Source organism: Pricia sp., assembly GCF_041745955.1.
GTDB lineage: Bacteria > Bacteroidota > Bacteroidia > Flavobacteriales > Flavobacteriaceae > Pricia.
Genome location: NZ_JBGTHY010000151.1, coordinates 1 through 11,659, shown reverse-complemented (window position 1 = coordinate 11,659; position 11,659 = coordinate 1). Strand labels below are relative to the sequence as shown.

15 protein-coding genes and 1 other RNA gene are annotated in these 11,659 nt (G+C 45.0%); 3 read left to right on the top strand and 13 right to left on the bottom strand.

Features of this window, described 5'->3' with window-relative positions:
* The 3 genes from ACEW8S_RS05495 to ACEW8S_RS05485 form a co-directional block, all read right to left on the bottom strand.
* Positions 1-486 (bottom strand): transposase zinc-binding domain-containing protein (locus ACEW8S_RS05495; RefSeq protein ID WP_373517177.1); only part of this gene is annotated, 486 nt, incomplete at its 3' end.
* On the bottom strand, positions 486-1,193 hold the full coding sequence (locus tag ACEW8S_RS05490; RefSeq protein WP_373517178.1) for a tyrosine-type recombinase/integrase: 708 nt from the start codon (positions 1,191-1,193) through the stop codon (positions 486-488). The genes ACEW8S_RS05490 and ACEW8S_RS05495, both read right to left, overlap by 1 nt.
* On the bottom strand, positions 1,193-1,333 hold the full coding sequence (locus ACEW8S_RS05485; RefSeq protein ID WP_373517176.1) for a hypothetical protein: 141 nt from the start codon (positions 1,331-1,333) through the stop codon (positions 1,193-1,195). Before ACEW8S_RS05485 ends, ACEW8S_RS05490 begins: the two co-directional genes overlap by 1 nt.
* Positions 1,334-2,102: 769 nt before the next feature.
* Here ACEW8S_RS05485 and ACEW8S_RS05480 point away from each other — a divergent pair.
* The gene (locus tag ACEW8S_RS05480) at positions 2,103-2,738 is read left to right on the top strand and encodes a hypothetical protein (protein ID WP_373517175.1); all 636 of its coding nucleotides are present in this window, start codon (positions 2,103-2,105) and stop codon (positions 2,736-2,738) included.
* 234 nt (positions 2,739-2,972) lie between these two features.
* Here ACEW8S_RS05480 and ACEW8S_RS05475 read toward each other — a convergent pair whose 3' ends face one another.
* The 6 genes from ACEW8S_RS05475 to ACEW8S_RS05450 form a co-directional block, all read right to left on the bottom strand.
* Positions 2,973-4,253, bottom strand: coding sequence for an IS1380 family transposase (locus ACEW8S_RS05475; protein ID WP_373517174.1), 1,281 nt, complete (start codon positions 4,251-4,253; stop codon positions 2,973-2,975).
* Positions 4,254-4,590: 337 nt separating this feature from the next.
* Complete coding sequence (locus ACEW8S_RS05470) at positions 4,591-4,953, bottom strand: type II toxin-antitoxin system HicB family antitoxin (protein WP_373517173.1); 363 nt, start codon at positions 4,951-4,953, stop codon at positions 4,591-4,593.
* A gap of 46 nt (positions 4,954-4,999) precedes the next feature.
* Positions 5,000-5,245 (bottom strand): type II toxin-antitoxin system HicA family toxin, encoded by a 246-nt coding sequence (locus ACEW8S_RS05465; protein ID WP_373517172.1) that lies wholly within the window; start codon positions 5,243-5,245, stop codon positions 5,000-5,002.
* Positions 5,246-5,359: 114 nt separating this feature from the next.
* Positions 5,360-5,587, bottom strand: coding sequence for a hypothetical protein (locus ACEW8S_RS05460; protein WP_373517171.1), 228 nt, complete (start codon positions 5,585-5,587; stop codon positions 5,360-5,362).
* A gap of 39 nt (positions 5,588-5,626) precedes the next feature.
* Positions 5,627-5,815 carry a hypothetical protein gene (locus ACEW8S_RS05455; RefSeq protein WP_373517170.1) on the bottom strand — a complete coding sequence of 63 codons (189 nt, stop codon included), beginning with the start codon at positions 5,813-5,815 and terminating at the stop codon, positions 5,627-5,629.
* 28 nt (positions 5,816-5,843) lie between these two features.
* The gene (locus ACEW8S_RS05450; RefSeq protein WP_373517169.1) at positions 5,844-6,728 is read right to left on the bottom strand and encodes a transposase; all 885 of its coding nucleotides are present in this window, start codon (positions 6,726-6,728) and stop codon (positions 5,844-5,846) included.
* A gap of 8 nt (positions 6,729-6,736) precedes the next feature.
* Here ACEW8S_RS05450 and ACEW8S_RS05445 point away from each other — a divergent pair, with 8 nt between their 5' ends.
* Both ACEW8S_RS05445 and ACEW8S_RS05440 read left to right on the top strand, forming a co-directional pair.
* Positions 6,737-7,201, top strand: coding sequence for a hypothetical protein (locus tag ACEW8S_RS05445; protein WP_373517168.1), 465 nt, complete (start codon positions 6,737-6,739; stop codon positions 7,199-7,201).
* A gap of 903 nt (positions 7,202-8,104) precedes the next feature.
* Positions 8,105-8,677 (top strand): BfmA/BtgA family mobilization protein, encoded by a 573-nt coding sequence (locus ACEW8S_RS05440; RefSeq protein WP_373517167.1) that lies wholly within the window; start codon positions 8,105-8,107, stop codon positions 8,675-8,677.
* Between the two features lie 139 nt (positions 8,678-8,816).
* Here ACEW8S_RS05440 and ACEW8S_RS05435 read toward each other — a convergent pair whose 3' ends face one another.
* From ACEW8S_RS05435 to ssrA, 4 genes are all read right to left on the bottom strand, one after another.
* Entirely contained in the window at positions 8,817-9,506 is a 690-nt protein-coding gene (locus ACEW8S_RS05435; RefSeq protein WP_373517166.1) for a nucleotidyl transferase AbiEii/AbiGii toxin family protein, read from the bottom strand.
* A complete protein-coding gene (locus ACEW8S_RS05430) occupies positions 9,503-10,015 on the bottom strand; it encodes a hypothetical protein (RefSeq protein ID WP_373517165.1) in 513 nt (170 codons plus the stop codon). Before ACEW8S_RS05430 ends, ACEW8S_RS05435 begins: the two co-directional genes overlap by 4 nt.
* Before the next feature lie 80 nt (positions 10,016-10,095).
* Positions 10,096-11,340, bottom strand: a complete 1,245-nt coding sequence (locus ACEW8S_RS05425) for a site-specific integrase (protein ID WP_373517164.1) — start codon at positions 11,338-11,340, stop codon at positions 10,096-10,098.
* 235 nt (positions 11,341-11,575) lie between these two features.
* Positions 11,576-11,659, bottom strand: a transfer-messenger RNA (tmRNA) gene (gene ssrA / locus ACEW8S_RS05420); the annotation flags it as partial.

Sequence of the window (11,659 nt, the reverse complement as noted above, 5' to 3'; positions counted from 1 at the left end):
GATGCAATGCAGGTGTGGATGCAGCGTGAGTTGCTGGCCCCAGGTATGCAGAATGCAGATCATACCGGTTTGTGTACCGAGGTGTCCGGGGTCGTGCCCAAAACCGTTGAGTGTACTCCAGGCGGCGGCAAAGAGGCTGTCGTAAACGGCTTTGGGCTCGTACATGGCCAATTGGTTCAGCTCGGAGGGCAAGGTGAAAACCACATGAAAGTACGGCACGGCCAGCAGGTCCCCAGCGCGAGCTGCGATCCATTGTTCACATTTGTGCCCCTGGCACTTCGGGCAGTGCCTGTTGCGGCAACTGTTGTAGCTGATCTCGACGGTGCCACAACGGGTACACACATCTGTATGCGATCCCAGATCGGCTGTGCGGCACCGGCGAATAGCGTTTAGTGTGCGCAATTTCCACCCGTTCATGCCTTTGATGCCCGGTAGCTGTGACCAATGCGCACGAAGCACATCGGCCACCTCGTATATGGGGCGCATCAAGCGGGCGTGTAGAGCTTTTCCAGCGGACTGAAAGCGCGACACGTATCCGTCTGCGCCACGTGCAGATACACCAGCGTAGTGTCTATACATTCATGCCCCAGGAGGTCTTTTACGCTCATGATGTCCAACCCCATTTCCAACAAATGGGTGGCGTAGGTGTGGCGGAGCGTGTGTACCGTTATAGGCTTGGATATACCCGCTTTTTTGGCGGCTTGTTTTACCGCCCACTGTACCCCGCGCTGGGAGTAGCGACTATCGAATGCGCCCCCGGCCCGGCCCGCCACCGGTTGCTTGCCGGTAAAGAGCCATTCCTGCGGACACTCGGCCTGAATATAGGATTTTAGTCCTTTGATCAGCAGATCGCAGAGCGGTACATACCGCGACTTACCGCCCTTACCTTTGCGCACATGGAGAGTTTTACGGTCAAAGTCCAGATCGTTGAGCCGTAGGTTGCGCGCTTCAAAACAGCGCAGTCCACAGCCGTATAGCAGCGCGATCAATACGCGGTGCTTGAGCAGATGGGCGGCTTTCAGCAAATGCTTTACTTCCACACAACTCAATACCACGGGCAGCTTCTTCTCTCTTTTGATCTGGGGAAGTGCTACCCGCGCTTCCTGCAATCCGCTAATGCGAAAGGCGTAACGCAAGCCATAGACGGTAAATTTGAAATAGCTCTCGGACGGGGTCTTGTGCTCTTGCTGCATCAAGTACAGGAATCGTTGATCTGGTCTTCGTCGAGCTCGGTGGGCACTTCCTGAAAGTGAAGTGCCATTTTTGCCACATGATGGGCGTAGTTCCTCAGGGTGCTCCGGCTCTTGCCCGAGATGCTCATGCGCTGCTCCATCAATTGGTACAGCCCTTCAAAGCCCGCTACATCGGCACAGGCACGGTCAATCAGATTCTTTTTTTTTCATGATGTTGATTTTTAGGATTTATCCTTTAAATTTAGCAAATCAGAACGAAGTTGTGTGCCGGTGGAAAACTGGACTAACTACCGAAGGTTTAGTGCAACATGGGCTTAGCAATATGGGGGCAGAAGAATAAAGGTTGAACATTTGTTTTTAATTTAACTTTAGTACAAGGGCTGAGCATTTGGAATTCTATTACCCCCCACATCGCCAAGCCCCGCTCGTTGGCTAAAATAGCAGAAATCAAATTTCAGCGGAGAAAAGTTCTTTAAAAGTTAAATTGAGATTACCGATAAAGCGCAAATTAAATCGTTACGATTTTAAGCAAAATGGTGCAATTGAATATTGAAACGGAAAACTTAAAAAGAAAAGTTTCAAAAAATAGAGAAAGTTGAAACGGTCAGATTTTGCCAACCATTTTGGAATTGAGTAACAAACCCGATAAATATTCCAGATTTATAAAACATCAAACTGATTGAGAAATAGACAGTTTAAGTTTAGAACTGAAATATATACTTCAAATAAAAAGCTATATTTTTTAACACCATATATAATTTATACTGATGCAAACGACAAACACCCAACTAACGATTTGCTATCTCCCAACTAACGATTTCCCAGTCGAACAAATCTTATAAAAACCCGTTGTACGTCATCTTGGAGCAATAAATAAGTTATTCATTTAATAAAAATAAAACGACTGCCATGATAATTAGTCCTCTTTTTTTTGCATTATTTGCCCTTACTGTGTTTAATTCATGTTCTTCTGACTCCTCTACACAGGAAGATACTTATCTTATGACGGTAAAAGAATATAAAACAAATATTCCTCTTGCAGGAGTGAAAATTAGTTTATACAAGTGCACAAATTATGACAATGAATTCGGCTGCCAATCCAAGGCAGTTTTTGCAACACATTTTACCGATCAAAACGGTCAATATGCTTTTACCTCGAGTAAATATAGTCAAGTAAACGAAGGAATTATTTTATCAAAATCGCAATACTGGGATATGCAAGGTAATCAAGGAGAAATTCCTATGGAACCAGAAGCAATAGTAAACCTTACTCTTAAGACAAGTAATGCTTATCCTGACAAAAGTTTATTTCAATTGAAAACTACTGGTGAACTTGGAAGCGCAAGTTTTGAAACCTTTATTGCTCCCAAAGATTCTACCTTTAGTTACAGATTATTTGGAAATGAGATAAATACAATTAATTGGATAGTTTTAACAAAAGAGTTAGGTTGTTATCAATATTGTGATTACGACACGATTGCAAGTGGAAGTTTTATTTTAAATCCAAAGAAATTTGAAACACTAAACTCTTCAGTCGATTATTAAGTATCCTTAAATCCGCAGGTCTAAAATTAGGGATTAAAATCTAGGGATTTTAGATTTGTGCGTGCGATATCTTGGCCTTGTTTTGCCCATTTCCGGATTTTCGGTCATGGTCTTGGCGGAATTTCGGCTCCGTCCGGTCCGTCGGCACTGTTTTCGCCTAAAACCCGGATTTTTTCGCCTCCCCGATGAAAAGACCACGCACGTTCCCCCGATGCGGGGCCGGTCGCCCGGGCCTCACTCCAGGAGCAGGTGGTACGGCCTGGCGGTGTACAGCTTTAGCACTTTCCCCCGGCCCCTTCTTATCCATTTCACGGGCAGGGCCACGAAGCGGAAGATGAACTTCTTGAGCCTGAAGGTGGCCTTTACGAAGTCCACTCTTTTGGCCACAAAGGATAGGACGAAGCGGTATAGGTTGTGGCAGATCGCGGTCATTATAAGGAACACCGTGTTCTGCTCCAAAAAGGAGAAGGGCATCTTCTTCCAAAGGAAGTCGTTGTTCATCTCGTCGAAGAGCCGCTCGCTGTTCCCCCGTGCGTTGTAGAAGCCCACTACCTCCAGGTCGTTCATGTCGGGGTCGTTGGTGATGATCGCCCGGTAGGTGAAGCTGTAGCCGGTAAAGAGGTCGCCCTGTCCGTCGTCCCTTTTTTCCCTGCTGACCACATAGCGGTAAACCCTCTCCCCGCCGAACTGTGCGTATTCGATGGTGGCGACCCCGTAGTCCCTGTGGCCGATCTCCACCTGCTGCCAGTCCGTTATCCCTCTTACTATATCGCAGAGGGCGGCGCAGCGTTGGGCGCGGATATAGAAATAGGTGCTGTTGGCCTTAACGGTATCGACCACCTCCTTGGTAAAGGAGCCGCAGTCCATGCGGCTGCGCTCGATCTCGATGCCGCTCTCCCGAAAGAGCGCATAGGTCCTTTCAAGGGTATCGGCCTGTCCGAACTTCACGTTGCTGTTGCCGTTGCGCCCCTCGATGTACACGGGGCAGTTCCCTATCGAGGCAACGCCCGGAAAATAGCCGTCGGCCTTTTTGTAGCCCCGCTTGGAGTCGTATTTGCCGGTGGGGAGGAACTGGTTGTCGAAGTCCGGGACGTGGCCTTTCCCCTTGGGCGAGAGTTGTCCGGTCCGCAGCAGAAGGGCTACCATCAGGCCGTTCATCTCGTCGTTGATGCTCAGTTCGTTCACCGCACCGCCTTTGGAGCCGACGGCCCGTTTTTCGGTGTCCAGTTGTTTCTGCATCCGCAGCAGGGTGTCCGGGGAGGGCACCTTGAAGCCCTCGAGTTGGGAGAGCTCGCCGCCCAAATGGTCGGCGACGTCCTCCGCACAGTCCCCGCCGCACAGGGTGAGCATCAGGTAAGAGCGCACAAGGTCGCCGTAACCAAAAGTGGCGCGTACGTCCCTCGGGCCAAGGTGTTCGTCGATCGATCCGTAGATGTGGGCGTCCGCCAGGATCTTGTCGGCAAAATTAATGCCGCCGAAAGTGTGTATCTTTTCTTGGGAATATGTATATTTCATCCGCGACGATGTTTTCACCTAAATTGGTGAAAATATTCTTATCGGGCAAGCCCTGGGGACATTGTTTTACAGGGCTTCCCGATTTTTTTTCAACAATGAGCTGCGGATTTAAGGAGTATCTAAAAAGTAAAATACTTTTATCAATAAATAAGGCGAGCTTACAACAATATGTTATCTGGCAAGCCGGGTTTCGGTGCTTCGTTGACAGAAAATCAGTAATTCAAACGGCAGTGCATTGAAGGTAGTTTAGTTGGAAACTCCAACCCTGCATTTAGCTGGAGGAGGATGTTATATCGACAAATTATATGTATCGGTCAATTAAAAATTAAGGATACTGTCATTTGTTACCGCTCAATACCTGATCCTCATTGTTCACCAAAAAATCCAAAGAACGCTTTACAACATAGTTAAGTTTCAAATCTTTTTGAGCGGCGATGATTGCAATTTTTCTGTGCAATTCTCTTGTTACCCTAACATTAAAAACCCCTTTATAGACTTTGTCCGGTTCTTTTCCGAGCTCTTTGCATGTGACCAAATAATCATTTACGGCTTCCTTAAACTCTTTTTCAAGATCTTTTACATTATCGGCCTCAAAGTTTACCAAATCATTAATGCCCTCTATTTTACCATAAAAAACTTTATCTGACGCACTAAAGCTTACCGTTGCTATATAACCCTTGTATTTTAAATAATCTTCCATGATTTCCCAACTATGACATCAAAAAGATGCCGGTTACAATAATTATTTAGATGCCAATCTTTTCAAGTACTTGCCTGATGGCATATTGTTTGACGATGTTCTGCGGGTGTGGTTTGTGTAAATTGATGATGTCATTGTTTTCATTCACAAATTTTCGTCGCGAACCACCTGTCTTACCTTTTTTCGATAACTCTTTATAACCATAATGGTTCAACACTTTTACCAACTCGTCCCAAGTGAAATTCTTGGGAACGGTTTTAAAGCGTTCAATAAGCTTTTCGATTTTTGACATAATCAAAATTACGAAATACATCTATATATGTAACTAAAAAATAGTTACAATATTATATTTTGTCTATTAAGTTTTGGTTTCTACGCTAGTAGATGGGGAGTATCCAAAAAATATTTAATGCCATTTATCGAAGCGTTTCATCACTTTTCCATGCGTTGTGAGTTCTTCCTTGTCGGCTTGAGCAAGACCTGTTTCCACCTCTTTTTTCTCCACTTCGTCCATGCCGTCCCACCAATCGACCTGCTCGTCCTCGAACACTTTTTTTGTTTTGGCAAGTACGGTCTCCTTTTGAGTTTGCGGCAGCAGGTGTATCAGTTCCAGTTTTGTTGCTTCGATGTTCATCGCATTTGGGTGTATGTTAACAATAAAAATAATTTATACCTAAAAATCTAAATTGAACTTTTTCACTCCAAAATCGGCCCCCGTTTTCGATCGGGCCTGAATTTTTGAAGGATTTTTCCCGACAATATTTCCCCCGGCCGTCGGCCCCCATCTTTTTTCAGGTGCCGCCGCCCATTTTTGCGCTTTTGCGTGCCGTTCGGGCGTACCTGTCCCTGGCCTTCGCTCCATACTTCGTTTTTTTTTTGCCGGCGGGGCCCTAGGCCGCATCCAACAGCCCCTCCAGTTCCTCCCAGTCCTCCCGGAAGAAATGGTGCTCGTACATCTTGAGCTCCGTGCGGCGGCCGCTGCGCGTTATCCTGGCCGGCACCTTCACGAACCAGTCCATAAAGGTACGGTGCTCCTGTCTTTTGAACCTGTCCTTCTTTCGGCGCAGCATCACCGAGATATTACAGGCGAACACCGCCAGTTGCCACAGGATGTCGTTCGCCCAGAAGTCGTTCGTCAGGGTGCCCCCGGCCATCGTGTGGCCCTTCACCTGCTCGATCCAGGTCTCGCTGACCGAGCGCCGTTTGTAGATCTCGTGCAGTTCGCCGGCCCCTTTGTCGTAGCTGCTGGCGTAACAGGCATATTGGTAGACGGGGACCAGGTCCCGCCCGCCGAGGAACTCCACCTCGACATACTCCTTTACCGTGCGTACGGCCCTGAGCGTCCTGGCCTTTTTCCAGGTCTTCGCCCTATAGGTGAACTCGCATGTCGCGATCTCCCCTTTCGCGTCCGCCGTTGTCCATTTCCGTGCGCCCAGCAGCTTTTTCAGGTTCTTCAGCTTCACCTTTACCAGATAGTCCCAGCCGTAGCCCTCCAACAGGTCGAAGAGCTCCCCGGAGAAAAAACCGCTGTCGGCACGGAAGAACACCTTCTCCACGGTTCCGGGCAGACCGGCCTTGACCTCCCGCAGGAAATCGGTGATGCCGTTGGCGGTATATGCGGATCCCGTCCGGAACCAGCTGTGGTAGAGCATCTTCATTTCGCTCACGAAGACCAGGAGCGGATGATAGCCCTTCGCCCCCTTTTTTTTTGGGGCTATAGCCCTTGGCGGCCCCTTCCTGGTTGCCGCGGACCGTCCTGACGGTCGAATCCGCATCGAGGGTGATGCTTTTAAGGCCGCTCTCGCCCAGCCACTTTGAGTTTCTTGAGAGCAAAAGGCCCTGCAGCCTTCGCGCACCGCCCTGGCCCAGTCTTTTCAAGGTCGCGGAGATCGCGTTCTCGTTGATGCCCTTCCCCAGTTTCAGCAGGGCCTTCACCAGCCCGTCGCCGCTGAAGTTCGCGATCTTGTTCATGCGCGCGATCCCGCTCAGGGAGGCCATGACGATACAGGTCAGTACCTGGTCGGCCCCGAACTTCGTTGCGTTGTGCCACCGGGTGGGGAACCCCTTGCCGATCATCCCGACAAGGCCCTGCCCGTTCATGAACTTCATGATGGGGTTCAGTCCGGAGTATTTGGTGATGTTGCCGCCCGTGAAAGAATTTTTTAGGACCTGCGCTTTCCCGTTCAGTTTTTTCTTCGTATTTTTCATCTTGAAAGTGATGTTTTTTATTGCTGGTTTAATGTTGTAACACTTTAAATATAAGCAATTTACATCACTTTTTCTTGTTTTTATTTTAGATTTTTAGGTTATATTTTATTGCTGTTTTTCTTAAACTCTTAGCGCTCTTCAAAACGAAGGTAAATATTCATCAAAATTATCCTCGTTTTCGCAATAGGTGTAAAAATTACTCTGGTTATTTTATTGAAGTATGGATTTTTACTTCTAACGGCATTGCCCCCAAATCCTTACCATACTAACCATGCGCCGGATCCTGTTTCGATTTTATAGCGTTCCTTTAGATAAGCGTCAGGTAAAATCGAAATAGGGCGCAACTGCCGGGTACCAATAGTCTTCTACCGGAAAAATTGCGAAGTGGTCCGTGGCATTGTCGAAATGGAATAACTCTACGAGTTATTTCCAGTCCGACAAGCGATAAATCATTTAACAACTGCCACCGATCCAATCCTTCCACATCCTTTGAGGGATGTTCAAGGATTTCTCCATTTTGCCTAAATATCTTCAAATTTCCCATTGATCAACTCTTAATTTTTTCGCTTTCGGTACATCCCTAAAAAAGGGCTTTTACCTTTTGGGAAAGGGTATTTCTTTTTAAAGCGGAGCGGAAAAGGGGAATAGCAAGAGGGTAACGCGCTAAAGCGACGTTACAATATACAAATTATTGATTTTCAAGGAATTGAAAATGATTCTATTTTTAGGTTTAGGCTAAATTTTCGTCAAAAGTACCGATACCCCTAGAAAACATTGCAAAAATTTACAGTAACCAGTTGTAGTAACATTGATCTTGAGATAGTTAAAATATTGCAATTCAAGTGATTATGTAAAACTTTAGCATTCTTAAGGTTTCTCTATTAGGGCAAATTTGATTACGAAACCCCTGAATGGCCTATAAACACTGTAAAATAGTACTGTAGTGGAAACAGAAAACAAACGAAAAAGTAATTTTTCGGCCATAAGTATCAACCGGATAACCGCGAAGCGATTTCGGGCCTATTCCAAGACCGTTTCCAAATCGCATTCGGAAACTATTGATACTATGATCGATTTTTTTGAAAAAGCGAAAATCACCCCAAAAAGCGAGGTGATAATCAGTTTTATCAGGTTTCAAAATTATATGATAGGGCGGTTCGATTATATAGAGGAACTGTTACGCAGAATGGAAAGGGAACATTTGAAGCCGACCCATGATATGCTTAAAAGCCTATTCGATGGAACGGCACTGAAAAGGGAAAAGCAGCAACCCTTGCTTCTGGATAAGGCTTCTATCCAAATGACCAGGGAGGAATGGAACATGGAAGAAGGAAAAGTTTCTTTCAACAAGTACCATAATGTCATAATGGCTAGGGGCAATGACCAACGGACTTTTTCGAAAGTGCTAAATAGTATCGTCAAAGTAGAGCCCACCTTTGGAAAACCCTATTTCAAAGTGGAAATAGATGAAACTGAGCTGGACGGCATTCGGCAGGAACTAACAGGGAGGGAATAAATCCACCCTCCGTAATGCATAAGCGGGATGCGCCCTATGGAATTTTTGCTTAACGCTAATCTGCCGGAACACTACAAAAACCGGACAGGATCCACGCGCAGTTAAGTTATGGTAAGAATTGGGGCTCAAGGCAACCTTCTTATTTTTTTAGAAAAAGGGCAATTTTCTCTATAATCATTTTAAAACGTTCAGATTGTCCTTCATAAAATAGATTACCCCGCATTGCTTCTTGAAGCATTGAACTGTCGTTTATTTTTTGTAGGCGCCTGGCAAGAAATTCTTTTACGTTAGCTTCTGAATTTATTAAAACCTCATGCCAATCCATCCTATTATTTAGGATATAGGTAATGTCCTCGAAGTCTTTGCTATAGCGTGGGTCCGAGCCTCCACGATCGGTAAAGGCCGAAAATTTACTGGCCAAGAAATAGGGTAGTGGCATAATTTGAATCTGAATTTCATCAATGAGAACAGTTTCACGTTGGTCAAATCCATCCGCAAACCATTGGTTGGCAGGTGCCCATCCGACGGCCTTTGTACTCATTACATCAATCAAAATATCGTCCAGTTTAAAGCGACAGATAACCCCTAGGTCAGCGGACTGTTTAAATCCCTTATCAACCAATAGTTCCCTGATTTCTTCTAATTGGGGTATGGAAAGGATTTGTAGACTGATATCAATATCCCTTGTAGGTCTGACATCGTCCGCAGCAGGGTCATTGATATATAGACTTACCGTAGCCCCTCCGACATAGATAACATCGTTGTTGAGTTCACCTAGAGTTAAGGCAATTTTTTTTATTACCTCTTTATTTATAAGCGTATTCTTCACTTGATTCGCTTTTCGAGTTCTTCAATGGCGAGATTCCGTTCTCTTGCCCTGCCCAAACGCAAGGCATCGGTTAACGCCAAAAGCTCATAAAGTCCAGCATCTTCCAGACAGGCTTTAGGAACGTTCGGGTGCAAAGGCTCTACGGCAAATCCTCTGTTCTCGCCTTTAGCATACGGCCAAACGTAGTTTTGCTCACTTTGGATAGTTTTATTGAGTGGGGGGGCACTATGGGAAGTAGGTACCCCGCGAACTAAGGATGAAGGTTGCTCGGGATATACGTAGCGTAAACCATGAGCCAGAAAATCAAGCAATGCCAATTTGAAAACACTCTTTTTATCGGCAGAAATAAGACCGGCTATTTTACTTCGGTTCAAAGATTCGCTGACCTCACTTTGACTAATATGGAGTTCGTTGGCTAAATCTTTGTGAAACCACGGTTGGTTGCCTTTCGCTATGATTTTAAGGAGAATGACCACGTCATGTGGCCTCATTCCGCTATGTTTCTTCATATCTCTAATTTGCAATTCGCGAATCGCGATATGCGAATCTAAGAAATATTCTTGAATCTACAAGAGCAGCCTGCCATATTCTAATTTTGCTTTTTACTTTCTTGAGTTTTCATTCCGGCCAACTTTTCCTTCAAAATTGCCATATCATACTCCACCTTTTTGTTAATAATCTTCGCGTAGTGCTGTGTAGTGCGCAGATTCTTATGTCCCAACATCTTTCCCACGGTTTCAATGGGCACGCCATTGGATAATGTGACCGTAGTGGCAAACGTATGCCGTGCCAAATGGGTAGTCAGGTACTTTTTGATGCCGCAGAGTTCGGCGATTTCCTTTAGATAGGCGTTGGACTTCTGGTTGCTCAAAACAGGCAGCACACATTCGCCGTTAACCACTTTGGGGTGATTCTCATATTTTTCCAAAATAGCTTCGGCACTCGGGAGTATGGGAATACCTAGTTTGGATTTGGTCTTGGTGCGTTCTGCCTGTATCCAAAGACTGCCATCGATGTGACGAACGATATTATCCTGATTCAATTTTTGCACATCGATATAGGAAAGCCCGGTGTAGCAGCAGAAAACGAACATATCCCGAACCACATTCAAGCGATTACCATCGATTTCTTTTTCTATTAGGTCTTGCAGTTCCTCTTTGGAAAGAAAGTCCCGTTCCACGGTTTTAAACTGGACCTTATAATTATAGAAGGGGTCTTTGGAAATCCAGTCATTGGCCACGGCCATTCGGATAATCTTTTTGAAGTTGTTGACATACTTTAAAGCGGAGTTGTGGTTACAGGCTTTGGTAACTTTTAGAAAGTACTCGAACCCCTTTATGAATTTTAAATTGACATCCCGAACTGGAATATCGCTTTTGCGGTATTCGGTCTTTAGGAATTCCTCTACATGATTTTTGGTGGTATAATATCGCTTCCAAGTACCTAAAGCAAATTCGATACCCACTAATTTTTCCATTTGTTGATTGTGTTCTTCAAAGAGTTTGACCAACATTTTTAGTTTTTCTCCTTTTCCCAAATATTGGTTTTTGATATCCGATGAGGTGAAGGGTCTGTCCTCATCCATAAGTCGCGCATGGATCTTGTTTATTTTGTTCCGAACAGCATCCAAATACGAGTTCAATTCGTTCGCCTCTAGGTTCGTTCCCCGCATTTTCCCCGTCCGAGCACTCCATTTTTCGGGGTCAACTTTGCGTGAAATACTCAATTCACTTCGCTGCCCGTTTACCGTCAACCGTAAGTATATAGGGACTTGCACGTCTTTTTCGAAGTGCTTTCCTTTTAGATAAAATAGCTGGGAAAAAGAATGGCTCATTTTAGATATCTTTTTTAACACAAATAAAGGTACAAAAAAGAAAAATACCATTTTTATAATTAACATATTATCAGTTAATTACAATGAAATCGGTGAGTGTTTTTGAAGGTAAAAAGTACTCACCGAATAGGTGACTTTTTATATGGTATTAATTGGATTCAAATGAATACAAATAAAATAAAATACCCTGTAAATCATACGATTACAGGGTTTTTGGTTTGAATTGGTACTGTTCCAGTGGAGCCGGAGGGATTCGAACCCTCGTCCAAACAAGCAATTACAATGCCTTCTACGTGCTTAGTTTCCGATTGGTTTTCGA

Bases quoted from the DNA above. Each gene is read 5' to 3' on its own strand.
- ACEW8S_RS05490 (WP_373517178.1), bottom strand. From the start codon at position 1,193: ATGCAGCAAGAGCACAAGACCCCGTCCGAGAGCTATTTCAAATTTACC.
- ACEW8S_RS05465 (WP_373517172.1), bottom strand. From the start codon at position 5,245: ATGTCAAAAATCGAAAAGCTTATTGAACGCTTTAAAACCGTTCCCAAG.
- ACEW8S_RS05470 (WP_373517173.1), bottom strand. From the start codon at position 4,953: ATGGAAGATTATTTAAAATACAAGGGTTATATAGCAACGGTAAGCTTT.
- ACEW8S_RS05445 (WP_373517168.1), top strand. From the start codon at position 6,737: ATGCTTTTAAGGCCGCTCTCGCCCAGCCACTTTGAGTTTCTTGAGAGC.
- ACEW8S_RS05425 (WP_373517164.1), bottom strand. From the start codon at position 11,340: ATGAGCCATTCTTTTTCCCAGCTATTTTATCTAAAAGGAAAGCACTTC.
- ACEW8S_RS05485 (WP_373517176.1), bottom strand. From the start codon at position 1,333: ATGGAGCAGCGCATGAGCATCTCGGGCAAGAGCCGGAGCACCCTGAGG.
- ACEW8S_RS05455 (WP_373517170.1), bottom strand. From the start codon at position 5,815: ATGGAGCGAAGGCCAGGGACAGGTACGCCCGAACGGCACGCAAAAGCG.
- ACEW8S_RS05480 (WP_373517175.1), top strand. From the start codon at position 2,103: ATGATAATTAGTCCTCTTTTTTTTGCATTATTTGCCCTTACTGTGTTT.
- ACEW8S_RS05450 (WP_373517169.1), bottom strand. From the start codon at position 6,728: ATGCGGATTCGACCGTCAGGACGGTCCGCGGCAACCAGGAAGGGGCCG.
- ACEW8S_RS05475 (WP_373517174.1), bottom strand. From the start codon at position 4,253: ATGAAATATACATATTCCCAAGAAAAGATACACACTTTCGGCGGCATT.
- ACEW8S_RS05460 (WP_373517171.1), bottom strand. From the start codon at position 5,587: ATGAACATCGAAGCAACAAAACTGGAACTGATACACCTGCTGCCGCAA.
- ACEW8S_RS05430 (WP_373517165.1), bottom strand. From the start codon at position 10,015: ATGAAGAAACATAGCGGAATGAGGCCACATGACGTGGTCATTCTCCTT.